We start from the raw sequence: 24,029 nt of genomic DNA, 5'->3' as shown, positions 1-24,029 counted from the left end.
GGAGCCGCTGCCCTAACGGTGCCCGCCGCCACCCCCGCGGTTGATGACGCCCGTGCCGGGGTAGAGGTACCACTCGTCATCGCCGAACGGGAACTCGTCATCGCTCGCGATGACCGGCGGCGACGCGGCCGGCACCGACGTCGGGCCGCTGATCTCACTGCCCTGACAGACGGTCACCGACGGGTCGCAGATGTCGGCCTGCGCAGCCGGAGCGACCAGGACGCCAACCGCCACGCCGGCCGCCACGAACAGTGCCGTCTTCTTCGAGAGGTCCATGGCGGGTCTTGTCATCGCACGTCCGGAATGCGCTCCGGATGCAGCATCTCGGCGTAGCGCAGCTGCTCGGGGATGCCGAATCCGTCGACCAGCACCTCGGCGTACGGCCGGAGCTTGCGGCAGCGATCGTTGATCCCGGCGGTGACGGCCTTGGCCCGATCCATGGACAGGAAGCGGTGCTCGATGTACCACGCCTTGTCCTCTTCGATCACCGACAACGCATACAGGTCGCACAGGAGGCCGAAGATCTCGCGGGCCTCGGGATCGGTGCACGCATCGATGCCGGCGGCGAAAGACTCGAACACGATGCGGTCGATGTGGGCCGAGGCCGCGTGCAGCACGTGGTCCTGCACCGAGTTGAACGCCTCGAAGGGACTCATCTCCTTGGAGTTGGCCTGCAGTCGGCGGGCCACGGTCGACAACAGGTAGTCGGCCCGGTCCTCGAACATCTTGGCCTGCGTGCCGCGGTTGAAGAGGCTGCCCTCTTCCTCGTTGTCCTGCCGGGTGTCGAGCAGGTTCTGCAGGATGGTCTCGGTGCCGGTGCTGCGGCGCACACGCTCCCGCGCCGTGCTGGTCGCGAACTTCACCCACTCGAACGGGCTCATGCCCTTGATGTCGTCGGCGTACTCGGTGAGCAGGTGTTTGGCCACCAGCTGCGTCAAGACGTGGTTGTCGCCTTCGAAGGTCGTGAAGACATCGGTGTCGGCCTTGAGCGCGATGAGGCGGTTCTCGGCCAGATAGCCCGCACCGCCGCAGGCCTCGCGACATTCCTGGATGGCCTTGGTGGCGTGCCACGTCGCGGTGGCCTTGAGGCCCGCGGCCCGCGCTTCCAGTTCCCGCTGCACCTCGCCGTCGGGTTCTTCGACGTCCTGCAGATCGTGCAGGTCCGACACCAATTCGTTCTGCGCGAACTGCAGCGCGTACGACTTCGCGATCAGCGGCAGCAGCCGACGCTGGTGCACCAGGTAGTCCATGATGAGGACTTCGTCGTCGGTCTTCGGCGCCTCGAACTGCCTGCGCTGCAACGCATACCGGGTCGCGATGTCCAATGCGACGCGCGCGGCGGCCGCGGCGCTGCCGCCGACCGTCACGCGGCCCCGGATCAGCGTGCCCAGCATCGTGAAGAACCGCCGGTTCGGGTTTTCGATCGGGGACGAGTACGTCCCGTCCTCGGCGACGTCGCCGTAGCGGTTGAGCAGGTTCTCCCGCGGGATGCGGACATGGTCGAACTGGATGCGCCCGTTGTCGACACCGGGCAGTCCGCCCTTGTAGTGACAGTCCGAGGTCCGGATCCCCGGTAGGTCGTTGCCGTACTCATCGCGTATCGGCACGATGAAACAGTGCACGCCGTGGTTCTCGCCCTTGGTGATCAGCTGCGCGAAAACCGCTGACACCTGGGCTGATTCGGCCGCACCGCCGATGTAGTCCTTGCGCGACGTGGGCGTCGGTGAATCGATGACGAACTCGCCGGTGGCCGGGTCGTACGTGGCGGTCGTCTCCAGGGACTGCACGTCACTGCCGTGCCCGGTCTCGGTCATGCCGAAGCAGCCCACGAGGTCCAGGTCGATGGCCTTGCGCACGTACGCCTCATGGTGGCGTTCCGTGCCCAGGTTGTCGATGGCGCCGCCGAACAGGCCCCACTGCACGCCGGCCTTGACCATCAGCGACAGGTCGCTCATGGCCAGCATCTCGATACGGGCGATGGTGGCGCCCGCATCACCGTTGCCGCCGTGGCCCTTCGCGAAGGCGTCCTCGGCGGCCCCGCGCGACGCCATGTACTTCATCTGCTCGGTGACCTTGGCCCGGGCCACCGCGGTGTCCGGGGTGTAGTGCGGCTTGAACAGCTCCGCGGAAAGCTCTTCGCGAATACGGTCTTTCACGTCGCGCCAACGCCCGTCCAGGGCGTAACGGAGATGTTCGGCGGTCGTCGTCACAAAGAGTCCCCTCCATCGCACGGTCGCGGTGACGACCGCATGGTCCATCTAGCGTTCAATGCTGATGCCGTACAGATCAATGCTATGCGGCAGCGACTTCTGTGGGTTCAGCGTAGCGCCGCGCAGCACCGGACCGGATTCGTTCAGTACGTGCGCCAGGAAGGCCTGCCCGAGGAACACCGACAGGCCGGCTCCCGGGCAGCCCTGCGGGCCGTGGCTGAAGAAGTTGTACGACCAGTCGCTGCCGGCGTCCCCGCTGACCCACTCACCCGGTGAGAACCGGTCGGCGTAAGGGATCCGGTCGCGGTTCCGGTGATTGAACACGTTGTAGATGAGGACCTGCTTGCCTTCGGGCAGCACTGCGCCACTGGGGAATTCGATGTCCCGGGTCGCGACTCGACCGAACAGCCCCGTCGTCGGCCACAACCGCATGGTGTCGAGCAGGCACCCGCCCAGATACTTCAGCGAGGCGATGCCCTGGCCCGAGTTGATGTCGGCCGACCCCATTTCCGCCCGGACCTCACGCAGGTTCTCCGAGTGGGTGGACAACACCGCAAGGGTCCGGAAAGCGTTGGCCGCCAGGGTGTCCCCCATCGCGAACAGCCAGTGGATCACCTGACTCGCGGGACTCGCCGTCTCCGGTGGCGTCGTCTCTGCGATCAGCGCGGCCAGACTGCCCGGCTCAGGATCCTTCAGGTAGGACTCGATGTGCCCCACGAACTCCGGGTAGCCGGGCGCCGGCTCGCCGGGCATCCCGTTGCCCGCCGACATCAGTTCGCTGAGCTGTGAGGTGAGCCTGGCGTCGTCCGCGGCCTTGTCACCGAAGACCACGCTGCGCGTCAACCGCTGGAAGGCGGCGTTCCACGCCGCCCACTTCAGCTCTCCGGAGCCCAGGCCTTCGACGGTCCGCGCGACCTTCTCGACGAATGCCTGCGCCAGCCGGTGCACCGGGTGGCCGGTGTCCAGCACCGCCTCGGCGAACCGCCTGCGGTCCTCCCACGGCTGCCCGCGCGAGATGGTCAGTGCGTCCGGCTGGAACGCCGCCATGCCCTCGCGTTTGGGCTTCGGGTCGGAGGCGAACGGGTCGGGCGATCCACTCAACACGAACTCCAGGTCGTCGGGGTGATGCACCAGCAATGCCTCGTCGGCGACGACCCGCACATAGAACGGACCGGGCCCGTAACTGCGGACCATGCCTTCGACAAGCTGGTACCCCAAGTAGTCCGAACCCAAACCGGATGCGATGCGCGTGGGCAACTCTCGCTTGTTGAACAGTCCCAGAAGGACATTCGGCACGCCGATCTGGGCGGTGAACCGAACCCCTTCGACGATGGATGCGTGCGGGAAATCCTCGGCCATCGTCCGTCAGCCCCAGGGCAGGTAGGCGCGGACCGAGTCGGCCAACTGCACCACCGGGTTCTTCTTCCCCGGCACCGGTGCACCCAGCTTCGGCCACGGTGCGAACACCCGCTCGACGTCGCCGATCACCGGCTCCAGCTCCGGGTAGTGCCGCAGCATCACGTCTTTCATGGTGTTGTTGTTCACCCAGTCGAACCCGACCTGCGTGTACACCTCGGGCTTGAAGTCGTTGGTGAAGAAGCGGTCGCTCTTGAGCCGGCGCGACGCCATCAGGATGAAGATCCGGAAGGCGGTGTCCGAGAAGCCGAATCCCTTCGGCGGCTGCTCGGCCTGCATGCCGATCTGCAGGTCGACGGCGTCGACGTCACCGTTGTAGACCTCGTTGATCTCCCGCGCCCACTGCTTGTTCGGCGTGATGTCGTCGATGGTCTTGCGCCGCGGCATCCGCAGTGCTTCGCGGAAGTCGTTGTAGCGCGGCACACCTCGCTCCCGGTCGCGCACGATGTCGAGGGTGGCGAGGTCGGTGACCTGGCCGTCGACGCGGGTCAGGTTGCGCAGCGCGTTCGGGTAGTTGTGCAGGCACACCGCGCCGGCGCTGGCGAGCCCGAAGGAGTACCACATGTCGCCCATCTGGAGCTTGTCCATGAAGCCGCGCGTGTAGCTGCCCTGCAGCTGGGTGAAGTCCGCCTTGACCAGGTGCTCGCCGGACTCCAGCGAGAAGAAGTTCCAGTCATCGGGGATCAGCGGGTGCATGCGGTAGACCGAGACGAATTCCTCGGTCAGAGAGAAGGGCGCGGCGTGGTGATCGGTCGACGATCCGACGACACCCGAGAGGGCCTCGCTGTCGCCGATGCGGCCGATCTTGTCGCGGAACGTTTCGCCAAGCGCGCCATACCAGTTCGCGTTCATGCCGATCTGCAGCGCGGGGTGCCGCAGTACGCACGGCGTCCACTCGACGGTGTGGATCTTGGCGATCAACGCCGACACGACGAGCACACCGAGTTCGAAGAGGCGCTGGTCGTCGAAGCTCGGGTAGGCCTTCTTCAGTGCGTCACAGACGGCGTTGTGCTCACGCGCGAACATCGTGTGCAGCAGGCCGGTGCCGACCCAGTAGTTCTCTTTCATGCCGGTGAGGTCGATGCCGGGGATGTCACTCTCGGGCAGGCGGCCGCTCGGGTCGACCTTGACCTTGCCGTCGACGAAGGTGCGAATCTCCGCCTGACGTTCCTTACCGCTGCCGTAGACCTGCGAGCCGTCCCACCAGTGGGTCTCCGCATTGGCGAAAACCGGTGCGGGACAACCGTCGGCGATCTCCCCGCGCAGCGGGATGGTGCACCGGATCTTCATGGGGTTCTCGGGGAAGTGGTCGTCGGCACTGAGCGGGATGTCGATGGTCTTGTCCGCGACACCGTCGCCGTGGAAGAACCAGTTGTGGTTCTCGAACTGCAACCATGCGGCGGCGAGTGCGTTGATGATGCCGGCGGGCTTGAAGTCGTCGCGGGCCATCAGCTTGCGGCTGATGACGCGGGGGTCGGGCTTGAGGAGTCGCTTGACGTCGGTGACGGTCATCGACAGCGGGACGTTGCGGCCGAAGCCGGTGCCCTTGGCGCCCATGTGCGGGTCTTGGAGATCGTTCCAGGTGCCATCAGGCTGACGAGCGCGACGCACCTCGTCGGTGGGCTGGCCCAGGTCGTCGGACGGCCGCATGCCGTACGCCTCGTAGAGGTTGTGCTCACGCAGCTCGTCACGGGTCTTGGACAGCGCGTTCAGCTGCAGCAGGAGAGAAGGATATTCGTGCCATTGTGACGGAATCATGTTGTCGCCGTTTCTTTTTCGAAGTTGGTCGGTGGTCGTCGGATGATCTGGGATCCGTCAGCGAGGCGTGCGCAGCGCGAAGTATCCAATCTTGCTGAACCGGTCTGCGCCGGTGTTGAACAGAATCTTGCCGAGGTAGACGCCGGGTACCAGCTCCACCAACTCGTCGCGGATGCTGCGGATCACCAGCCGCGGATTGGATTCCACGTTGGCGTAATCGATGACCATCACCTGGCGGTCGGGATCGTCCTTGCCGGCTTCGACATACGTGGCGAAATCGAAGGCGAGTTTGCCCGACTCGGCGTCACGCATCGAGTACAGCGGCCACAACAATTTGCCGACCAGGCCGGTACTGCGCGTCAGCCGGTTGTCCCCGGTACCGCTGTCCGAGTCGAAGCGTTTGCCCTGCCACGGCATCCAGAGAGCGGTGACGGCCCGGGTCACCGTGTCCAACGCGGGGTTGGTCGTCGTCATGACCAGGATGCCCTCGGTCGGACCGTCCAGATCGACGGGCGGCGTACCCAGCCGGAAAAGGTCGTTGAGCTGTGCTTCGGCGGCATCGGCATTGTTGTCGGCCAAGGTGGAGAGCTCGACGATCCAGCTCCACGCCGAGTCGACCGCGCCCGGTTGACCCTCCGCCGCCGATTTTCGCAACCATTCCAACCTGTCGTCCGCAGCAGAATCTGCGGTGGTTTCTTGTTCGCTCATCGGCACCATTTCCGTTGAATTTCGAGCACCCGCGGAGCATGATAGTGATCTGCGCCACTCTTCGCGGGCATTTCAAGACGATCGTCCAAACTTTGCCGGCGCGCGCAGAAGTGCCTGATCAGAGGAATAGACTTAGAATTTCCCGCCAGTTCACTGCCACCTCATCAGCCACTGGAGCCCTGTGGATACCGCCTCGAGCCGCGTTGCAGGCCGGTTGTCGGGTCCGCGCGGGCAAAAGTTCGCTACGCGCCGCCAGGCACTGGCCGCCCAGGCCACCAGCGGGCTTGCTGAACTGGGTTTCGCGCGGGCCAGCATGCGCGAACTCGCCCAGCACTGCGAGATATCGCTCGGCGTTCTGCACTACTACTTCGACGACAAGGACGACCTCGTCATGTGCTGCGTGCGGCAGTACAAGGACCACTTCATCGACCGGTACAACTCCATCGTCATCGACGGCAGCTCCGGGCCGGAGCTCAAGACCCGCATCAGCAGCGCGCTGAGCAATTCCCTGCGCGAGTCGGCCGTCATGCACCGGCTCTGGTACGACCTGCGCACCCAGGCGCTCTTCGACGACCGTTTCGCCGCGAGCATCAACGAGATCGACGACAGCCTTGCCGCGCTCACCTGGAAGGCCGTCATCGCCTACGCCGAGCTCACCGAGTCCGCCGTCATCGTCACGCCCGCCATCGTCTACGCGACGGCAGACGGCCTGTTCCACCGTGCCTTGCGCGACCTGATCACCGGAGACCCCGACGCGCCACAACGACTCGCACATGAAATCGAGTCGGCGCTGGACGATTTCGTCGGGCCGCCGGCCTGAGCATCCGCCCGGGGTCGCTCGCGACGCCCTACCGTGGTCGGACATCAAGATCAGCCCTCGGCGCGATGTCTGCGACCGTGCGGATTCGTAGCGTCGATGCCATGACACACGCACACGTTCCGACCCCCGCAGAAATGCTGCGGGATTGGCTGCGCCACAGCGCTCAGCAGTTCGCCGACGCGGTCACCGCGGCCGGCACGTGGATTCAGAGCCGCACACATTGGCCCGAACACCGGGCCGACTACTACCCGCCGCGGCGCGACGAGTCCTTCGAGGAAGCGGCCATGGCCCGCGAAATGTACCGGCTCTGAAGCGCTTTCACCGCTACTCCGGCCCACGATCGCTGCGTTTGGCGAACTCGGCCGGCGAGCATCCGACCACCCGCGCAAATGCCGCGCTGAAGGCGCTTGCCGAGCTGTAGCCGACCTTGCCGGCAATCGCCGACAGCCCGGGCCGGTCGCCCAGCAGCATTTCCTTGGCCCGTGCGACCCGCCATTCCGTGAGGTACTGCATCGGCGGGATGCCGACGGTGCGGGAGAACCGCTCGGCAAAGACAGCCCGGGACATGCCCGCCGTGCGCGCCAGCTTCTCCACCGTCCACGGCCCGGCCAGGTCTGCGTGCAATGCCCGGAGCACCCCGGACAACGCCGGATCAGCCAGTCCCCCAAGCAATCCCTGCTCGACCGACGCGTGGTCGGTCTCGAACCGCCACGCCTCGATGAGCAGCACCTCGACCAGGCGCTCGAGGATCAGGTCCCGGCACCTGTTGTGCTCGCCGGCCTCCTCGGCGATCAGCTCCACGATGCGGCCGAGGCGGGACGCGCCCGGTTCGCCGCGCCGAATGAGAATCGCCGGGGGCAACAGCCGGGCAACCAGTTCCGCGTTCGCCCGGTCGAACTGGAAGTACCCACCCAGCATCCGCATCGTCGGCGCGCCGTCGCCGTAGGCGGCGTCACCCTCGATGTCGATCGGCGCATCCGTGGGCGGCAGCGCCGGATCGCTCGCCAACACGAAACTCGGTGTCTCCGGCAACAGCAGAAAGTCACCCGCGCGGAGTTCGATCGCGTCGCCGTCCTCGGGACAGAACCAGCATGCGCCTTCGAGCATCACGCAGAAGGACGGATCGGTATAGCGCGGCTTGCGGACGCTCCATTGACCGCCACCGGCCACGATCTTCGACCGCACCGCCCGGCACCGCAACAGCGCGACGATGAAATCGAGCGGGTCCGTTGCCATTTCGACACGGTACCCGCGACCGGACGAGTACGTGTCTATTCGCTGTGCGCGGCGACGAGGGCCAGCGCGTCCGGGCCCGCCGCGAACCGCAGCCGGCCCGACGTATCGGTCGCGGCCTGGTAGACGACCTCGGCCACGTCGGACGCCGTTGTGAACACGTCGACGTCGCCGAACGCGGCCATGACCGGTCCCGCGAACTCCAGGTACTCGGGAGGCAGCAGGCCGTCCATCCGGTCGGCGCCGTTGGCGGCGAAATTGGTGCCCGGTCCATAGCCCGGCTCGACGAGTTTGGCAGCCACTCCGAAGAATTCGAGCTCCAATGCCAGCGAGCCGGTGAAACCTTCGATCGCCGCCTTGCTCGCGGTGTACACCGCTGCCAGCGGCATCGGCGCCAAGGTCGCACTGGAGGTCACGTTCACGATGACACCGGACCGCCGTTCACGGAATTGCGGGACAACGGCCTGCGTCATGGCTATGACGCCAAAGGTGTTGGTCTCGAATACCTCCCGTGTCGTCGCCATCGGGGTGGCCTCGAACGCGCCCACCACCCCGACGCCGGCATTGTTGACCAGCACGTCGATCGGACCGGCGGCTGCGATGGCGCCGGCGATGCTCTGCGGATCCGTGACGTCGAGCGCCAGCACCCTGATTCGGTCCGAGTCCGGAAGTAGTTCGGGCCGTGGCGTTCTCATGGTCGCGACGACATTCCAGCCTTGCGCATGGAAGTGCCGGGCGATCTCCAGCCCGTAGCCCGACGAACAACCCGTGATCAGCACTGTCTTCATAGCTCAAAACGTAGAGTCACCGAACGCGACGATCAATGCGCTTTCGTCTGAGATCCATGCGTGATCGTCTTGGCGACCTGGCATGCTGCAAACGGCACTGCCGGCGGTCGACCGCCCCCGTTCCCGTGGAATCAGGGCGACGGTAAATCTTCACAGCCCGTGGACAGCCTCCTACTTTCGGTGTGATGGCGTGCGCGCCTGACCGATAGCCGACGACGTGAGGAGCGTGATGACCACCCGCGAGGCCCCGGTGGCCGCCGCGGCACCGGGTACCGAACCTGCTGCAGTGCAGCCGGTTTCCTGGATCAGCCGCGTCCGCGCTCGGCGCTGGGAAATCCTCCGCTGGCTGTCACCGCTGGCGGTGCTCATCCTGTGGCAGGCCGGCAGCGCGTGGGGCCTCATCGATCCCGAGGTCCTGCCGGCACCGCAGACCATCGCGGAGGCCGGCATCGAGCTGATCGGCAACGGTCAACTCGCCGAAGCATTGCGCGTTTCGGGAATCCGCGCGGCCGAAGGACTCATCCTCGGCGGCGTCATCGGCGCCGCTCTCGGCGCCCTCGTGGGCTTCTCGAAGTGGGCGGACGCCACGGTCGACCCGACGATGCAGATGATCCGGGCACTGCCCCACCTCGGCCTGATCCCGCTGTTCATCGTCTGGTTCGGCATCGGCGAACTCCCCAAGGTGCTGATGGTCGCGTTGGGTGCCGCGTTCCCGCTCTACCTCAATACCTCGTCGGCAATCCGCCAGGTCGACCCCAAGCTCTTCGAAACGGCTGCCGTACTCGGCTTTTCGCCGCTTGAGCGGCTGCGGACGGTAGTCATCCCCAGCGCGGCACCGCAGGTCCTCGTGGGGCTGCGGCAGTCGCTGGCCATCGCGTGGCTCACGCTGATCGTCGCCGAACAGATCAACGCCGACTCCGGTGTCGGCTACCTCATCAACAACGCGCGCGACTTCCTCCGCATCGACGTGATCATCTTCGGTCTCGTCGTCTACGCGCTGCTCGGCATCATCACCGACGCGCTGGTGCGGATCCTGGAGCGCCGTGCCTTGCGCTATCGACTCTGAAAGGCACCCTGTGACAGCACTTTACGAAGTATCCGTGGAACCGCCCGCGGCGTCGGAACCACCCGCAGCGGAGTTGCGCTCGGTATCCAAGTGGTACGGCGCCAATCGGGTGCTCGACGACGTCAACCTCCGGGTGAAGCGTGGCGAGATCGTCGCGCTCGTCGGGCGCAGCGGTTCGGGCAAATCGACCATACTGCGCGTGCTTTCGGGCCTCGCCGGTGATTTCCAGGGCGAGCGCGAGGTCCAGGGCGCGCCCGCCGTCGCGTTCCAGGAGCCCCGGCTGTTCCCGTGGCGATCCGTGCGCGACAACGTGCGCTACGGCCTGACCCGCGCCAAACTGTCCCGCGCCGAAGCACTTTCCCGCGCCGATCAGGCCCTGGACGAGGTGGGCCTCGCCGGCAAGGCGCAGTCCTGGCCACTGACCCTGTCGGGCGGACAGGCACAGCGCGTGTCGCTGGCCCGCGCGCTGGTGGCGGAGCCTCAACTGCTGCTGCTCGACGAGCCATTCGGCGCGCTCGACGCCCTGACCCGGCTCTCGATGCACCGACTGCTCCTCAACCTCTGGCGCCAGCACAACTTCGGGGTGCTCCTGGTCACGCATGACGTGGACGAGGCCATCGCGCTGGCCGACACCATCGTGGTGCTCGAGCACGGGCGGGTGGCGCACACCCTGGCGATCGAGAGCCCGCGCCAGCCGCACGACCAGCGCGACCGGCGCACCGACGACTACCGCACCGAGCTGCTCGCGCAACTCGGTGTCTGACGGGAGAAGACTGTGAAACATTCACGGGCAGCACGCCTGGTATCCATCCTCGCCGCCGGCGCATTGCTCAGCGCCTGCGTCTCCAGCCGGGACAGCAAGAACGACGTGGCGGTGCCCCAGACAGTTCCGGCATCGGACCTGGCCGGCCTGACGCTGCAGGTGGGTGATCAGAAGGGCGGTACCGAGTCGCTGCTCCGGGCAGCCGGGGAGCTCGACAACGTGCCCTACAAGGTGCAGTTCTCGACCTTCACCTCCGGGCCGCCTCAGGTCGAGGCGGCCACCGCGGGCAAGATCGACTTCGCGGTCACCGGGAACACGCCGCCGATCTTCGGCGCCGCGGCGGGCGCGAAAATCCGTGTCATCGCGGCCTATTCGAACAGTGCCGCCGGCGACCAGATCCTCACCCCGGCAGGCTCAGCGGTTCATACCGTGGCCGACCTCCGCGGGAAGAAGGTCGTCGTCGGCAAGGGCAGCTCGGCACACGGCCATCTGCTTCTCCAGCTGCAGAAGGCCGGCCTGACGGTCAAGGACATCCAGCTGGTGTTCCTGCAACCGGCCGACGCCTTCACCGCCCTGAGCCAGGGACAGGCCGACGCCTGGGCGATCTGGGATCCGTACACGGCGCTGGCCCAGAACCAGCTCAAGGTGCGCACCGTGGTGACCGCCGAGGGCGTCACCAACGGCTATGGATTCGGCATCGCCTCGGTTGCGGCACTGCAGGACGCCAAACGCAACAGCGCGCTGGCCGATTTCGTCCAGCGGGTGGCCCGGGCCTCACGCTGGGCCAAGGACCACCCTGACGAGTGGTACCAAAAGTACGCGGCCGCAATCGGAATCGATCCGCAGGTGGCCCGCGTAGCGCAGTCCCGAAGCCTGCGACTGGCCATTCCAATCAATGATGCGGTGATCGCATCCGAGCAGCAGCTCGCCGACGCGTTCGCACAATCCGGACAGGTCGACCACAAACCCGACTTCTCACAATTCGTCGACAACCGGTTCGGCGATCAGTTGTCGCAGTTCTGGACCACCGCAAAATAGGAGGATCGTCTTGGCCGCCAAGTTCTTCTGGTTCCTGCCCACAAACGGTGACAGTCGCTCGATCGTCGGCGCGTCGCACGCGTCATCGCACCACACGGTTCCGGCGTCATACCGCAAGCCCAGCCTGCGCTACCTCGGTGAAATAGCCCGCGCTGCCGACCGCCTCGGATTCGAAGGCGTGCTGACGCCGACCGGAACCTGGTGTGAGGACGCCTGGTTGACCTCTGCTGCCCTGCTCGAACAAACCGAACGTCTCAAGTTCCTGGTTGCCTTCCGGCCCGGCCTCGTGCCACCCACCCTGGCCGCGCAACAGGCGGCGACTTTTCAGCGATTCTCCGAAGGACGCCTGCTGCTCAACATCGTCAGCGGCGGTGACGACATCGAACAACGCCGGTTCGGTGACTGGCTCAGCCACGACCAGCGCTACGAACGCACCGGCGAATTCCTCGAGATCGTCCGCGATATCTGGCGCGGCGGCCCCGTGGACTACCGCGGCAGGCACTACTCCGTCACCGACGCGCGCGTCTCCGAACCGCCGAACCCGTTGCCGCAGTTGTATTTCGGTGGATCTTCGCCGGCCGCGCTGCCCATCGCAGCCGAGCACGTCGACGTCTACCTGACGTGGGGCGAGCCGCCGGCTGCCGCCGCGGCCAAGATCGCACAGGTGCGCGAACTGGCCAAGGCCCGCGGGCGCACCCTGCGCTTCGGCATCCGGCTGCACACCATCAGCCGCGACACCTCCGAGGCCGCCTGGGCCGTCGCCAATTCCCTCCTGGCCGAGCTGACGCCCGAACAGATCGCCAAAGCCACTGCGCTGCATGCCAATTCGGAGTCCGAAGGACAGCGGCGCATGACGGCGCTGCACGGTGGCCGGCTCGACCACCTCGAGGTCTACCCGAACCTCTGGGCCGGTGTCGGCCTGGTCCGCGGCGGCGCCGGGACCGCGCTCGTCGGCAGCCATGAGGAAGTGGCGTCGCTGATCTCCGAGTACCACGACCTCGGATTCGACGAGTTCATCCTCTCCGGCTACCCGCACCTCGAAGAGGCCTACTGGTTCGCCGAAGGCGTGCTGCCGCTGCTGCGCAAGCGCGGCGCCCTGGCCGCCTAGCCGAGATTCGCGCCGGGATCGTCGAGATCGCTGTGCTGCAACGCCATCGGGGTGATCGCCGGTAGATCGCCGCCGGCGACCACCATCCGGGCAATCGGGGTGAGCGCCTGGAACAGGGTCTCGACCTCGGCGTCGCTCAGCACGTCGAGCGTCGGCAGCGCGGCGGCATCGGTGCGGTGCTCGATGTCGGCCTTGAGTTCGCGTCCCGCGTCGGTCAGTGAACCGTCGGCTCTCAACAGGCCCCGTGCGGCCAGGCGCGCGGTGACGGCGTCCCACTCGGCGTCGTCATAGTCCCGCGTGGACACGACCTTCTCCTTGGTCGTGCGGCCCGCCGCGACATGCAGCACGTTGCTTTCCCGGCCGGTGATGCCGGCGGCAACCAGGGCCGCCACGTGCGCGTCACCGCGCTGTTCGCGCAGCAGGGTCGCCGCGTGCCACAGCGCGGCCACGGGCTCGTCGGGCCACGGCACCGCGGACAGGGCGGCGAACAACGGCCGGCCGTCGACGGCGGCACCGCGCGCGACGCGGCCGAGCAGATCGGTGGCGGTACGCAGGTTGTCGTCCGCGGTGAGCCCGTAGCGGCGCAATGCGGCGACCGCTCCCGCTTCCCGGGCCGCCAGCGCCTGCTGGGGCGTGGCGATGTCCCACGCGCCGGCCAGCGACTTCGCGACGCGGTGGGCGGCGAAGTTGTAGAAGACCGCCTCGACGACCTGCGGCGGCACCGGGCCCAGTGGCGCCGACCTGGTGACGAAGTAGCCGCTCCAGAAGCTGCGATAGCCGAGGTCGACGGCGGCGGCACGCGCCTCGGGCGCGAAGTACGTGATTGCGTGCACGGGTTCGTAACGCTCGAACAACCGACGGGCCAAAGTGGGTGTGCGGGCCATGCTGCCAGTCAAGCACGGGCGCCCGGGGCACCCGCGAACAGCCACGACAGTCGGCGCGATCGCGTGGTTTTGGGCACATTTGCCTGCGCTCGGCGCAGGTAGACGGCGCATCGACGTGTGTTGGCACCACCTCGCCGCGTAGGGTGCTTTGGTCGGCCTCAGCGAACATGTCGATAGAAAAGTTGGGCACAGTCATGACGACAGCAGCAGAAGCGTCGCCGCTCGAAGCGCGGATCGGCCACCACTACCAGATGGACGGCACCTACCTGGTCGGCCGCGAGAAGCTGCGCGAGTACGCCCGCGCGGTGCAGGACTACCACCCCGCGCACTGGGACGTCGCTGCCGCCAATGAGCTCGGCTATGCCGATGTCATCGCGCCGATCACGTTCACCTCGACACCCGGCATGAAGTGCAACCGGCGGATGTTCGAGTCGATCGTCGTCGGCTACGACACCTACCTGCAGACCGAAGAGGTCTTCGAACAGCACCGGCCGATCGTGGCGGGCGATGAGCTGGTCATCGACGTCGAGCTGACGGCGGTCCGCCGGACCGCGGGCCGCGACTTCATCACCGTGACCAACACCTTCACCGACACCAAGGGCGAGCGGGTCCACACCCTGCACACCACCGTCGTCGGCGTGACGGCCGAGGACATCGACGGCGACGTCAAGACGGCCGTGCAGAAGGCCATGATGCACGACATGAACATCCTGGACATCGGCTCCGAGGAGTACCGCAAGACGGTGCGTCCCGAGGGCGAGATCCGGATCGCCACCGACGCTGCCCGAACGCCGGGGACGCCGTTGTTCGAGGACGTGTCCGTCGGTGACGAACTGCCCGCGAGTCACCTGCGGTTGTCACTCGGCGACCTCGTGAACTACGCCGGCGTGGCCGGCGACGCCAACCCGATTCACTGGGACAAGGAGCTGGCGCAGCTCGCCGGGCTGCCCGACGTCATCGCCCACGGCATGCTGACCATGGGCCTGGGCGCCGGATACGCCTCGTCCTGGTCCGGCGACCCCGGTGCCGTGAGCCGCTACACCGTCCGCCTGTCGGCGCCCGCGGTGGTGCCGGCCACCGAAGGCTGCGATATCGAGTTCAGCGGCAAGATCAAATCCCTGGACCCCGAGACCCGCACGGGTGTCGTGATCGTCGGCGCCAAGTCGGGCGGCAAGAAGATCTTCGGCCTCGCCACCATGGACGTCCGCTTCCGCTGATCCCGCTACTGCGGGAACAGAACCGCGGGATTACCCGACATCGCCGACCATCGGCTGATGCGGTTGACGATCCGCCAGCCTTCGGGCCGGCGGGCCCAGGTGTCGGTGTACTCACCGTTGGTGTCGAACGTTTCGGCCGCGAGCGGGCCGACGCCCTGGTGCCTGGCCTGAACGTAGGCGCGCGTGACAGCCGTGTCGTCGTCACCGACCTCGACCTGGATCGAACCGATGAGATGTTGTGTGCCGCCGCACTTTTCGAGGTATCGGCGGAACGTCGCCACCAGCGCGGGCAGGCCTGACTGCGGCCCTTGGTCGCCATAGTCGAACGTGACGTCATCGGCGAAGACCTGAGAGGCCTCCGCCCATCGCTTGCCGTCGACCACGCGCGCGAACGTGCCCAAGCCCATCCGCAACTCTTCGGCGTCCACCAACTTCTGCACGGCGCTGTGCGTTGCGGCGTCTGACATCCAGCTCTCCGTCCTGCTCGTCCTCCGCATCCTATGGCGGTCGCAAGTCTTGTCGGCCCGTCCCGGTTGGAGTAACGTCACCATTGGAATAACATTGCTATCTCAATTGGTACCGGAGGAGCCCATGAAGTCCGTCCGCCTACAGGACGTCGCGATGCCCAAAGCCGAACGCCAGAGAATCGACCGTCGCTACGACTTCCTGCTCAAGCTGCACGGCAAGAACGGCAAGAAGGCCCTGGCGATAGCGGAGGCCCCACGGATCGACAACGGCTACTTCGGGCCCGAGTCGATCAGCTGGAAGGTCTACGAGAACGTCATGGTTGCCGGAATGGGCGCTCTCTCCGGGCTTTTCATCTCGGTGCTGGACCCCGACGGGGCGTACGGCGTCGGCCACCACACGACGTACTACTACGACACGGTCGGCCGTATCCGCCGCAGCCTGCACTTCTTCGCCGGCGCCGTGGCGGGCGACACCGCCAGCGCCGAAAAAGTGGGAGTTGACCTGTTCCGCAAGCACTCTCACATCACCGGCGAGGTACCCGCGACCGGCGAGCTGTTCCAGGCCAACCACGTCGAGACCCTCAAATTCACCTACGTCGTGGGCTGGCCACACCTGTGGCGCGCGTACAAGGCCTTCGGCGACCCGAATGCGACCGACGAAGAGGAGCGCCAGTTCTACCGCGAGCAGGTCAAGGTGTGTCAGCTCATGGGAATGCCGGCGGGCGAGCTGCCGGACACCCCCGAGGATGTCGAAGCCTGGGTGCAGCGGGCCGAGCAGGAGCTCATGGCATTCACTCGCCCGGCGCAGGAACTCACCGACTTCATGACCCACCCCCCGGTGACACCACTGAACCCGAACCTCGTCATCGGAAGTCTCATGCGCGTGGCGATCTGGGCCGCCATCCCGCTCCTGACGCCGTACGTCCGGCAGATCTGCGGCCTCGATGACTACCGGCTGCGGCCACGGCTGGGCGCACTACTGGTCAAGGCAACCGTCAAGGCGCTGGGGAACCCGGTCTTCGACCGCGTCTTCATCCCGTACTTCGGCCCAGAAATGTGGGGCTATCTGCACAACGTGATCCGTCATGCCGACAGCACCGGCTTCGTCGAGATGATGCACGATCCCGGCCTGACACTGCAGCACGGCAAACGCGGCACGATGTGCCCGTTCGCGCCGACAGACTCGGCCGACCGCACGAATGACGCTGTGGGAGCGATCAGTTGAGCCGGGTCGATGTCATCAGCAATGAGCGTGTGCTGGATGATCGGCACCACCTACACGAGCTCCAGGACTTCTGGCGCGACGGGCCGGCGGCGCTGGTGTTCCTGCCGCAGTTCGGCAGTGTCTTCGGTCTGGCCCAGGCCAGAGAGTTGACCGCGCACTTCGATGAAGTGGAAGCGCTTGGCGCCCAGGTGATCCTGATCGGCATCGGCACCTCGATCCAGGGCTTCACCTTCCGGAAGCGGGCCGGTTCCCGCACTCCCGTCATGGCCACCCAGGACCACACCCTTTACCGCACAATGGGATTGGCCGCCCGGCGGCGATGGTTGAACCCGATCCGGAATGCGAGCGCATTCCTCGACTTCGTCCGGGCCGGGATCTACCCCTATCAGCGCACCGGCGATCCGCGCCGGCTCGGTGGCGTGTTCGTCGTCGAACGGGGCGGCCGAGGGGTCGCGTGGGAACACCGCGCGCGGTACGCCGCGGACCTGGCGGCCGGGACCGACGTCGTCGCAGCGCTCCGCGCTGTGGCGGCACCGCGGGTGACCGCGGGGACGGACTGACTCGGCGCTACTTGCCGACGACCAGCGCGTCGAACCACAACCGCATGTTGGCGACCATCAGCGCCGCGCCCCGCTCGGCGTCGATCGTGCCCAGCGCCTGGGCCATGGCGATGCCCGCGCCGGTCGCCACCGCCACTTCGATGGCGTCGTCCATGAGCGGGTGGTCGGCCGGAACCCCTTCCGGCACGGCGTCTTCGAGCAGCACCCGCGTCGATTCCTTGAACCGTTCCAACGCTTCACGAGCCTTGGCGAGCTGATCAGGATTGTGGAACGTACTGGTCACGTATTCAGCGGTCAGCACGACGAGGTTGGGCTCGGCGCCGATGCGGGCCCACCAGCTCGCCAGAGCCGCCAGCCTGTCGTCGGTGGAGACACCGGCTGCCACGAGCGGCCCGAGCAGTTGATTGAGTTCGGCCATGGAGCGGTTGCGGATCACCTCGAGGCACAGCGCTTCCTTGCCCTCGAAGTTGCTGTAGACCGCACCGATGGTGCGTCCCGCCTCTGCCGCGATGGCGGCCAGGGACGTGGCGTGATACCCGTTGGCGTAGAAAAGCTGCTCCGCGGCGTCCAGCAATTCCTGCCGCGTCTGCGCTTGGCTCTCCGCCCGCGTCAGCACCTTCCGAGCCGCCACCACGTCCTCCACATCCTCCGCACGACGAGCCTCGATACTATCGCTATCCAGATAACAGGCCAGCTTAAGGGCCCTTTTTCAGCCCTCGGTACGCCTTCAGATAGCTATGCCATCCGAATGTGGTAGTTATTTAGGATGGACAAAGCCGCTACCCCGGGTACCGAGAACCCGCTGCTCGACGAGCTCGGACAACCGCGGGAAGTACTCGAGAAGCTCACCCCCGAGGAATCAGCCCAGCTGCTCGGTCTGCTCAGGAAGGCGAAGGTGGCCCACCAGCGCAGCCTGAACGACTCGCTCGACGACGGGCTCAAAGTCCTGCCCCGGCTGATCCGGCCCGCCGCCCGCAAGATCCTGTTCGGACGGTGACGTGATGGCCGACATCCTGACGCGCGCACAACTGTCGCTGCTGGCCGCGCTGCTGCAGACCGATGCCGCAAACCTGGCCGGCCTCGAACGACTCGGTGCCGACGACCTCAAAGCCCTGCGCAGCGCATTGTCCGACGCGCTGTTCGACGAACAGGCCGAGGCCTTCGCACGCGTCGGCAAGCTCGCGCCGCTGATCCCAAATGCCTTGGTGGTCACCGTCGCTCACCGCGCGGTACCTCCGGAAGTCGCGGGGCGCGTCGGGGGCGCGGTGGGACTTGCGCACGGAGACCGCGCCATCGGCGTACTGTCCGGGCTCAAACCGAGCTACCTCGCCGACGCGGCGCCGTACGTCGACCCTCGGGTCATCCCGCACTTCGCCCCGCGGCTGCCCGCCAAGCTGCTGATCCCGGCGGCGAAGGAACTGCTGCGGCGCCGCGACTACCTGACCGCGTCGCGGTTCGTCGAATTCGCCACCGACGAACTCATCGTGGCGTTCGAGCGGGCCATCGACGACGACGAGGGCATCATCCTGACCGGCGTACTGGTGTCGGACACGCACGTCATGAACGACATCATGCGGGCTGCCGGAACAGACCGGTCGTTGCGCATGGCCCGGGCTGCCGCCACCGGCAAGCCGGAGGTGCTGGCAGCGCTGCTGTCGCTGCTGAACCGGATCGACCCCGAGCTCGCGCGCCCCGCGGTCACCGAACTGCTCGGCCATCCCGACGTCGACGTCGTCACGCACGTACTCGAGGTCGCCAGGACCGAAGGCGTTGTCACCGAGCTACTCGAAATCTCCGCCGTCCTGGACAGCGAGGCCCGCGCGCGCCTGGCGAGCCTCGAAGCCTGGCAACGGATCGCCCGCGAAACTGAGTCCTGGACACACGAGACACCTGCGTAATCGGGCCGGTACGTTGATGGCGTCGTTGCACCGATTCCGTGGGAGGCAGCGTGGCACGCCAACTGCCTGAGGGGCGTCTTGCGCGGGGCGGCAAGCTGGGCGCCCTCGCCGCGAAGCAAGCCGTGCGCGGCGGCCGCACCCGCCTGTCGATGGTCGGCCGGTCGGAACGCGCCAAGGAACTGCTGGCCGAGCGTGCCACGATCCAGATGGCCGAGAATCTCGTGACGGTGCTGGGCTCCATGAAGGGCGCCGCGATGAAGCTCGGCCAGATGCTGTCGGTGATCGAATTGGATCTGGTGCCCGAATCGCACCGCGAGCAGTTCCGGGAAAAGCTCGCCGCGCTGCGGGATCAGGCGCCGCAGGCGCCGTTCAGCGCCATGCGCGAGGTCATGGAAGCCGACCTCGGTTCCCTGTCGGGTGTCTTCGCCGATTTCGACGAATCCCCCACGGCCGCAGCATCAATCGGCCAGGTGTACCGAGCCCGGTTGCGTGACGGCCGCGACGTCGCCGTCAAGGTTCAGTATCCGGGCGTGGATCGGGCCATCCAGGCCGACATGCGCAATCTCGCACTGCTGATGAAGCTCTGGCGGCTGTGGCCGTCGGCGAACACCGCCATGCTCGACGAGATCACCCGGAACTTCGAGAGCGAGCTCGACTACCTGCGCGAGGCCGAGACGCAGCACTTGGTGGCCGAACAGTACCGGGGACATCCGTTCATCGTCGTCCCCGACAGCGTCGTCGAGTTCTGCACACCGCGGGTGCTGGTCACCGAATACCTCGATGCCGCAGGCTTCGAGCACATGCGCACGCTGCCGGCGACCGACCGCAATCGCATCGGAGAACTGGTCTACCGCTTCTATATCGGCTCGCTCTTCACCAACCACGAATTCTGCGGTGATCCCCACCCCGGCAACATCATGCTGGCCACCGACGGTCGCGTCGGCTTCGTCGACTTCGGGCTGTACAACCGGATGGACCCCGCGAACGTGGCATTCGAGCTCGATTGCTTCCACGCCGCGATCGAAGGCCGTGCCGACGACCTGTACCGCCTGATGCTGGGCCGCGGCATCGTGGACACGGAATCCGGTGTGACAGCCCAGGATTGCCTGGAGTACATCTGGGCCGCGAGCGAATGGCACATGATCGACGAGGACCTCACCATCACGCCTGAGCTGGCCACTGGCGCCGTCGTCTCGGCCATCGATCCGCGGCAGACCGAGTTCGCGGGGATGAAGCGGCAGATGCTGCCGCCCGAGCATGTCTTCTCCCGGCGCGCCGACTTCCTCACCTTCGGCACACTGGGACATCTGCAGAGCACCAACAACTGGTACCGCATCGGCCAAGAATGGTTCTTCGGCCGACCCGCGGAGACCGAGATCGGCCGCGAGATCGCGCGCTGGCGAGCGAGCCGTTAGCCCACGACGGCCACGCTGTCCGCGGCCAGCACCTCGGCAGCCGCCCGCTCCCCAGAGCGCACCGCACCGTCGATCCAGCCGCACATGATGGCCGAACTTTCCGTTCCGGCCCAATGGATCCGCCCGCACGGCGTCCGCAGCGCGTGGCCGAACTCGGTGAGCACGCCGGGCGGTGCGTGACTGATCATGCCGCCGCCGGAGTAGCGCTCGACCGTCCAGTTCTGCTCGTGGTAGCTCACCGGCGACGCGGCCTTCGCCCCGAACCGGTCGACCAGTTCGTTGACGACGACGGCCTTGCGTCCCGCCGGATCGAGCAGCCCGAGCCTGCGCGCGGCCGGGCCTTCGGTGATGACGCACATGATGCCCGGCGTGCCGGTGTCGGTGCAGGCGTCGATGGTCAGCGTGGCCGGACTGCCCGGTGCGGCCGATTGACCGCACAGGCCGTCCGCACGCCAGAACGCCGTCTCATAGACGACCGAGATCTTGTAGACGGCGCCGCTCGGCATGCGCCGGTGCAGGAACATCCGGTCGACGGGAAGCCCTGGCGCGTAATCGATTTGGGAAGCGACGGCCAACGGTACGGCGACGATCGCGTGCCGGGCCCGGACCGTCCGCCGCTCGGCGTGGACGGTCACCCCGTCGTCGTCCTGCGCGATGAGGTCCACCGGGCACGAAAGATGTAGCGCGGCACCGAGTTCGGCGGCCATCGGGCCGTAGATCGCTCCCATGCCGCCACGCACCCGGGCGTCCTGCGCGCCGCCGGCGTTGGAGATGACGAACACCGGTCCGCCACCGGACCCCATCTGATGCAACGCCCACAACAGTGATGTCTCCGATGCGGCAGAGGTGTACACCCCGGCCATGGCCATGTCGAGCATCTCGCGTGCCTGATGCGAGCGGATATTGCGATGCAGCCACTCTCCCAAGGTGATTCGGTCCCACTCGGCGGCCTTCTTGGCCTGCCACGGGGCGTCGAACGGGATGGTCTTGCACATCTGGCCGATCTCGAGGAGGCCGGCGCCGAGATTGGCGATGGCCCACGGGCTCATCGCCCACGGGATGGTGCCGGAGTACCGGTGCTTCTTGCCGTCGACGATCATCATGGCGTCGCCGTCGACGTACTCCTTGTATTCGGTCACGCCGTATTCGGCCATCAGGGCCTTGATGCGGTCCTGCCCCGGACCGACCCACGCGCCGCCGCGGTCGATCCACGTCCCGTCTGGGAGGACCTCGGTGAAGGTACGACCCCCGACCCGGTCCCGCGCCTCGAGCAGGGCCACCGAACGGCCCGCCTGTTTCAGCCGCAGGGCGGCGGTCAATCCTGCGAAACCCGCTCCCACAACACAAAAGTCGACATCGGCCGGCATGAGTCGCCCTTCGCTTCCGAAGTTCCGTTCTCGTTCCACACGCCTGCGATCAGGTGCGGTGGCCGGGCCAACTCATCGACGGCGAGGGTGGGCTGAGCTCAAGGTACGCCGGCCACCGTGGTGCCGAATCCGGATTCGCACAAAATATGCGCGCGCGTAAATGCGGATTCAGTCCGGCGCCGATAGCCTCGGCCCCCCAGCAGAAATGCGGTGGCACGCGTCGGACCCGTCTGGCATAATCGAACATATGTACGAACACGTAGGGATCGGGGCCGGCGGTGTGCTGGTTCACGATGCCTCTGTGGTCGATGCGGTGGTGCATTTCGCGCGGGTGTCGAATGTCGCTGAGTGCGGGAAGTTTCGGGCGATCGCTGATCTGGTGGCGTTGCGTGTCGATGACGAAGATGGTCGGCAGTGGTGGGCCTGTGATGGGTGGGATGCTGCGGTCGCCGAGGTGGGTGCGGCGCTGGGGATCGGGAAGCGTGAAGCGTCGGGGCAGTTGTCGATTGCGGTCGCGTTGCGGTTCCGGCTACCTCGGGTGGCGGCGGTGTTCGCCGACGGTGGGGTCTCAGCGCGGACGGTCGGGACGATCTGTTGGCGTACCCGTTTGGTGGAGGATCCCAATACGCTGGCGGTGATCGATGTTGCGTTGGCGGGGGCGCTGTCGGAGTGGGCGGGGTTGTCCCGCAAGAAGATTGAACGCAAGATCGACGGTTGGGTGCAGAAGTTCGACCCGGCCGCGGTGATCAAGGTGCGCTCGGCCGCGCGCCGGCGTGGGGTCGGGGTGGGCAAGCCCGATGATGAGACCGGGGTGGCGTCGATCTGGGGTGCGCTGCTGGCCACCGACGCCGAGCTGTTGGATCGGGTGCTGAACGAGATGGCCCGGCAGGTGTGTGAGGACGATCCGCGGACGTTTGGGCAGCGGCGGGCTGACGCGTTGGGGGTGTTGGCGGCTCGTGGGGATCGGCTGGTGTGCCAGTGCGGCAATCCGGATTGCCCGGCCGCTGGGCCTGATGCCCGGGCGGCGGCGGTGATGATTCATGTGCTCACCGATCGGCTGCCGGTGCCGGTGGCGGATCCGCTGCTCAGTGGGGATCCGGGCGCGCCCCCGACCCCGGCGCCAAACCAGCCTGCACCTGAGCCGGTGTTCACACCCGAGCCCGAGCCCGAGCATTTCTTCACAGCTGAACCTGAGCCCGAGCCCGCGCCTGCACCGGCGGCCGATTCGCGGCCCGCCGAAAACCCGACCCCTGCTGGGGACGAACCGGCCGGCGACACCCCGCCCACCCCTGAAGCCCATGCGGCGCACCCGCCGATCCCGACTTCCACCAAACCCCCTGCGCCGGTGCGCACACCCGTCGGTTATGTCCTCGGCGGCGGTGTGGTGCCCCCGGCGATGCTCGCGGACCTGGTGGCTCGCGGTGCGAAGGTCCGCACGGTCGCCTCGGCTGCGGATCTGGCTGAGGTGCCGCGCTACCGGCCGTCGGCGGCGATGGATGAATTCGTCCGGGTGCGGGCCATGACCTGCATGTTCCCGGGCTGCGATCAGCCCGCCACCGCCTCCGATATCGACCACACCATTCCGTGGCCGATCGGGCCGACACATCCGGGCAACCTCAGCCCGAAATGCCGCAAACACCACCTACTCAAAACCTTCTACGGCGGCCCTGACGGGTGGCAGGACCGTCAACAGCCTGACGGGACGATTGTGTGGACCGCACCCACCGGCCACACCTACATCAGCGTGCCCGAAAGTCGAATCCTGTTTCCCCGCACGGTCACCGACACCCCACTGCCGAACCCACCACCACAGGACACCGATCTGGACACCACCGCGGCTCCCGGCCGGGGCGTCATGATGCCCATCCGGCGCCGCACCCGCACCCAGAACCAGGCCCAGCAGATCGCCTACGAACGCGCCCGCAACCAAGCCGATATCGACGAGCGCGAAGCCGCACAAGAAGCCTTCGCCCGCCGACGCAAAGAACGCCAAGAACGCGAAGCCGCAGAAGCTGCAGAAGCCGCGGCGGCCGCAGAATCAGCAGAGCAACAAGACATCCCACCGCCACTGTGAGTGCAGCGTTAGTA

The 24,029-nt window shown here is 66.8% G+C and carries 24 protein-coding genes; 13 read left to right on the top strand and 11 right to left on the bottom strand.

Annotated elements, in window-relative coordinates:
• Positions 1 to 12 precede the first annotated feature (12 nt).
• The 5 genes from ACJH6H_RS06320 to ACJH6H_RS06300 are packed head-to-tail and all read right to left on the bottom strand — an operon-like array spanning position 13 to position 6,092.
• Positions 13 to 291 carry a hypothetical protein gene (locus ACJH6H_RS06320; protein WP_346415319.1) on the bottom strand — a complete coding sequence of 93 codons (279 nt, stop codon included), beginning with the start codon at positions 289 to 291 and terminating at the stop codon, positions 13 to 15.
• A complete protein-coding gene (locus ACJH6H_RS06315) occupies positions 288 to 2,210 on the bottom strand; it encodes an acyl-CoA dehydrogenase (protein WP_346415320.1) in 1,923 nt (640 codons plus the stop codon). The genes ACJH6H_RS06320 and ACJH6H_RS06315 overlap by 4 nt, the downstream gene beginning before the upstream one ends.
• 48 nt (positions 2,211 to 2,258) lie before the next feature.
• Positions 2,259 to 3,569, bottom strand: coding sequence for a cytochrome P450 (locus ACJH6H_RS06310; protein WP_346415321.1), 1,311 nt, complete (start codon positions 3,567 to 3,569; stop codon positions 2,259 to 2,261).
• 6 nt (positions 3,570 to 3,575) lie between these two features.
• On the bottom strand, positions 3,576 to 5,384 hold the full coding sequence (locus ACJH6H_RS06305) for a peroxidase family protein (RefSeq protein WP_318984076.1): 1,809 nt from the start codon (positions 5,382 to 5,384) through the stop codon (positions 3,576 to 3,578).
• A gap of 57 nt (positions 5,385 to 5,441) precedes the next feature.
• Positions 5,442 to 6,092: a hypothetical protein gene (locus ACJH6H_RS06300; protein ID WP_346415322.1), complete on the bottom strand. Its 651-nt coding sequence runs from the start codon at positions 6,090 to 6,092 to the stop codon at positions 5,442 to 5,444.
• A gap of 181 nt (positions 6,093 to 6,273) precedes the next feature.
• Here ACJH6H_RS06300 and ACJH6H_RS06295 point away from each other — a divergent pair, with 181 nt between their 5' ends.
• Positions 6,274 to 6,912, top strand: a complete 639-nt coding sequence (locus tag ACJH6H_RS06295) for a TetR/AcrR family transcriptional regulator (protein WP_346415323.1) — start codon at positions 6,274 to 6,276, stop codon at positions 6,910 to 6,912.
• 101 nt (positions 6,913 to 7,013) lie between these two features.
• Complete coding sequence (locus tag ACJH6H_RS06290; RefSeq protein ID WP_131810201.1) at positions 7,014 to 7,223, top strand: hypothetical protein; 210 nt, start codon at positions 7,014 to 7,016, stop codon at positions 7,221 to 7,223.
• A gap of 13 nt (positions 7,224 to 7,236) precedes the next feature.
• Here ACJH6H_RS06290 and ACJH6H_RS06285 read toward each other — a convergent pair whose 3' ends face one another.
• Entirely contained in the window at positions 7,237 to 8,148 is a 912-nt protein-coding gene (locus ACJH6H_RS06285) for an AraC family transcriptional regulator (protein WP_346415324.1), read from the bottom strand.
• A gap of 35 nt (positions 8,149 to 8,183) precedes the next feature.
• Positions 8,184 to 8,933, bottom strand: a complete 750-nt coding sequence (locus tag ACJH6H_RS06280) for an SDR family oxidoreductase (RefSeq protein ID WP_346415325.1) — start codon at positions 8,931 to 8,933, stop codon at positions 8,184 to 8,186.
• Positions 8,934 to 9,162: 229 nt separating this feature from the next.
• On the opposite strand from ACJH6H_RS06280, the gene ACJH6H_RS06275 reads away from it, so the two are divergent.
• Genes ACJH6H_RS06275 through ACJH6H_RS06260 form a run of 4 tightly spaced genes read left to right on the top strand, consistent with a single transcriptional unit; the run spans position 9,163 to position 12,908 of the window.
• Positions 9,163 to 9,999 carry an ABC transporter permease gene (locus ACJH6H_RS06275; protein ID WP_318984085.1) on the top strand — a complete coding sequence of 279 codons (837 nt, stop codon included), beginning with the start codon at positions 9,163 to 9,165 and terminating at the stop codon, positions 9,997 to 9,999.
• Positions 10,000 to 10,009: 10 nt separating this feature from the next.
• Entirely contained in the window at positions 10,010 to 10,762 is a 753-nt protein-coding gene (locus ACJH6H_RS06270) for an ABC transporter ATP-binding protein (protein WP_318984086.1), read from the top strand.
• 12 nt (positions 10,763 to 10,774) lie between these two features.
• Positions 10,775 to 11,800, top strand: coding sequence for an ABC transporter substrate-binding protein (locus tag ACJH6H_RS06265; protein ID WP_318984087.1), 1,026 nt, complete (start codon positions 10,775 to 10,777; stop codon positions 11,798 to 11,800).
• A 10-nt stretch (positions 11,801 to 11,810) separates the two neighbouring features.
• Positions 11,811 to 12,908 (top strand): LLM class flavin-dependent oxidoreductase, encoded by a 1,098-nt coding sequence (locus ACJH6H_RS06260; protein WP_318984088.1) that lies wholly within the window; start codon positions 11,811 to 11,813, stop codon positions 12,906 to 12,908.
• On the opposite strand, the gene ACJH6H_RS06255 is transcribed toward ACJH6H_RS06260, so the two are convergent.
• The gene (locus ACJH6H_RS06255) at positions 12,905 to 13,792 is read right to left on the bottom strand and encodes an SCO6745 family protein (protein WP_318984089.1); all 888 of its coding nucleotides are present in this window, start codon (positions 13,790 to 13,792) and stop codon (positions 12,905 to 12,907) included. The genes ACJH6H_RS06260 and ACJH6H_RS06255 overlap by 4 nt on opposite strands.
• Positions 13,793 to 13,986: 194 nt before the next feature.
• Between ACJH6H_RS06255 and ACJH6H_RS06250 the strand changes: the two genes are divergently transcribed.
• Positions 13,987 to 15,009, top strand: a complete 1,023-nt coding sequence (locus ACJH6H_RS06250; RefSeq protein ID WP_318984090.1) for a fused (3R)-hydroxyacyl-ACP dehydratase subunits HadA/HadB — start codon at positions 13,987 to 13,989, stop codon at positions 15,007 to 15,009.
• 5 nt (positions 15,010 to 15,014) lie between these two features.
• On the opposite strand, the gene ACJH6H_RS06245 is transcribed toward ACJH6H_RS06250, so the two are convergent.
• Positions 15,015 to 15,476, bottom strand: a complete 462-nt coding sequence (locus ACJH6H_RS06245) for a nuclear transport factor 2 family protein (RefSeq protein ID WP_318984091.1) — start codon at positions 15,474 to 15,476, stop codon at positions 15,015 to 15,017.
• Between the two features lie 124 nt (positions 15,477 to 15,600).
• Here ACJH6H_RS06245 and ACJH6H_RS06240 point away from each other — a divergent pair, with 124 nt between their 5' ends.
• Positions 15,601 to 16,701, top strand: coding sequence for an oxygenase MpaB family protein (locus ACJH6H_RS06240; protein WP_406774458.1), 1,101 nt, complete (start codon positions 15,601 to 15,603; stop codon positions 16,699 to 16,701).
• Positions 16,698 to 17,261: a peroxiredoxin-like family protein gene (locus tag ACJH6H_RS06235; RefSeq protein ID WP_318984093.1), complete on the top strand. Its 564-nt coding sequence runs from the start codon at positions 16,698 to 16,700 to the stop codon at positions 17,259 to 17,261. Before ACJH6H_RS06240 ends, ACJH6H_RS06235 begins: the two co-directional genes overlap by 4 nt.
• Positions 17,262 to 17,268: 7 nt before the next feature.
• Here ACJH6H_RS06235 and ACJH6H_RS06230 read toward each other — a convergent pair whose 3' ends face one another.
• Positions 17,269 to 17,892 carry a TetR family transcriptional regulator gene (locus ACJH6H_RS06230; protein WP_318984094.1) on the bottom strand — a complete coding sequence of 208 codons (624 nt, stop codon included), beginning with the start codon at positions 17,890 to 17,892 and terminating at the stop codon, positions 17,269 to 17,271.
• Between the two features lie 135 nt (positions 17,893 to 18,027).
• Here ACJH6H_RS06230 and ACJH6H_RS06225 point away from each other — a divergent pair, with 135 nt between their 5' ends.
• From ACJH6H_RS06225 to ACJH6H_RS06215, 3 genes are read left to right on the top strand one after another with little or no spacing between them, the layout of a single operon-like run.
• Positions 18,028 to 18,258: a hypothetical protein gene (locus ACJH6H_RS06225; protein WP_318984095.1), complete on the top strand. Its 231-nt coding sequence runs from the start codon at positions 18,028 to 18,030 to the stop codon at positions 18,256 to 18,258.
• 4 nt (positions 18,259 to 18,262) lie between these two features.
• Complete coding sequence (locus ACJH6H_RS06220; protein ID WP_318984096.1) at positions 18,263 to 19,159, top strand: hypothetical protein; 897 nt, start codon at positions 18,263 to 18,265, stop codon at positions 19,157 to 19,159.
• A 50-nt stretch (positions 19,160 to 19,209) separates the two neighbouring features.
• Positions 19,210 to 20,574: an AarF/ABC1/UbiB kinase family protein gene (locus ACJH6H_RS06215; protein WP_318984097.1), complete on the top strand. Its 1,365-nt coding sequence runs from the start codon at positions 19,210 to 19,212 to the stop codon at positions 20,572 to 20,574.
• On the opposite strand, the gene ACJH6H_RS06210 is transcribed toward ACJH6H_RS06215, so the two are convergent.
• On the bottom strand, positions 20,571 to 21,941 hold the full coding sequence (locus ACJH6H_RS06210) for a flavin monoamine oxidase family protein (RefSeq protein ID WP_406774457.1): 1,371 nt from the start codon (positions 21,939 to 21,941) through the stop codon (positions 20,571 to 20,573). The two genes, ACJH6H_RS06215 and ACJH6H_RS06210, sit on opposite strands and share 4 nt — an antisense overlap.
• A 247-nt stretch (positions 21,942 to 22,188) precedes the next feature.
• Here ACJH6H_RS06210 and ACJH6H_RS06205 point away from each other — a divergent pair, with 247 nt between their 5' ends.
• Positions 22,189 to 24,015, top strand: a complete 1,827-nt coding sequence (locus tag ACJH6H_RS06205; RefSeq protein WP_406774456.1) for a DUF222 domain-containing protein — start codon at positions 22,189 to 22,191, stop codon at positions 24,013 to 24,015.
• The last annotated feature ends 14 nt before the right edge of the window (positions 24,016 to 24,029 follow it).

The organism is Mycobacterium sp. SMC-21, assembly GCF_045310825.1.
Classification (GTDB): Bacteria; Actinomycetota; Actinomycetes; order Mycobacteriales; family Mycobacteriaceae; genus Mycobacterium.
This window is presented reverse-complemented; position numbering and strand designations above follow the sequence as displayed.

Coding starts and splice junctions, on each gene's coding strand:
- ACJH6H_RS06320 (WP_346415319.1), bottom strand. CDS start 291: ATGACAAGACCCGCCATGGACCTCTCGAAGAAGACGGCACTGTTCGTG.
- ACJH6H_RS06310 (WP_346415321.1), bottom strand. CDS start 3,569: ATGGCCGAGGATTTCCCGCACGCATCCATCGTCGAAGGGGTTCGGTTC.
- ACJH6H_RS06305 (WP_318984076.1), bottom strand. CDS start 5,384: ATGATTCCGTCACAATGGCACGAATATCCTTCTCTCCTGCTGCAGCTG.
- ACJH6H_RS06300 (WP_346415322.1), bottom strand. CDS start 6,092: ATGAGCGAACAAGAAACCACCGCAGATTCTGCTGCGGACGACAGGTTG.
- ACJH6H_RS06290 (WP_131810201.1), top strand. CDS start 7,014: ATGACACACGCACACGTTCCGACCCCCGCAGAAATGCTGCGGGATTGG.
- ACJH6H_RS06285 (WP_346415324.1), bottom strand. CDS start 8,148: ATGGCAACGGACCCGCTCGATTTCATCGTCGCGCTGTTGCGGTGCCGG.
- ACJH6H_RS06280 (WP_346415325.1), bottom strand. CDS start 8,933: ATGAAGACAGTGCTGATCACGGGTTGTTCGTCGGGCTACGGGCTGGAG.
- ACJH6H_RS06275 (WP_318984085.1), top strand. CDS start 9,163: ATGACCACCCGCGAGGCCCCGGTGGCCGCCGCGGCACCGGGTACCGAA.
- ACJH6H_RS06255 (WP_318984089.1), bottom strand. CDS start 13,792: ATGGCCCGCACACCCACTTTGGCCCGTCGGTTGTTCGAGCGTTACGAA.
- ACJH6H_RS06250 (WP_318984090.1), top strand. CDS start 13,987: ATGACGACAGCAGCAGAAGCGTCGCCGCTCGAAGCGCGGATCGGCCAC.
- ACJH6H_RS06245 (WP_318984091.1), bottom strand. CDS start 15,476: ATGTCAGACGCCGCAACGCACAGCGCCGTGCAGAAGTTGGTGGACGCC.
- ACJH6H_RS06240 (WP_406774458.1), top strand. CDS start 15,601: ATGAAGTCCGTCCGCCTACAGGACGTCGCGATGCCCAAAGCCGAACGC.
- ACJH6H_RS06225 (WP_318984095.1), top strand. CDS start 18,028: ATGGACAAAGCCGCTACCCCGGGTACCGAGAACCCGCTGCTCGACGAG.
- ACJH6H_RS06220 (WP_318984096.1), top strand. CDS start 18,263: ATGGCCGACATCCTGACGCGCGCACAACTGTCGCTGCTGGCCGCGCTG.
- ACJH6H_RS06210 (WP_406774457.1), bottom strand. CDS start 21,941: ATGCCGGCCGATGTCGACTTTTGTGTTGTGGGAGCGGGTTTCGCAGGA.
- ACJH6H_RS06205 (WP_406774456.1), top strand. CDS start 22,189: ATGTACGAACACGTAGGGATCGGGGCCGGCGGTGTGCTGGTTCACGAT.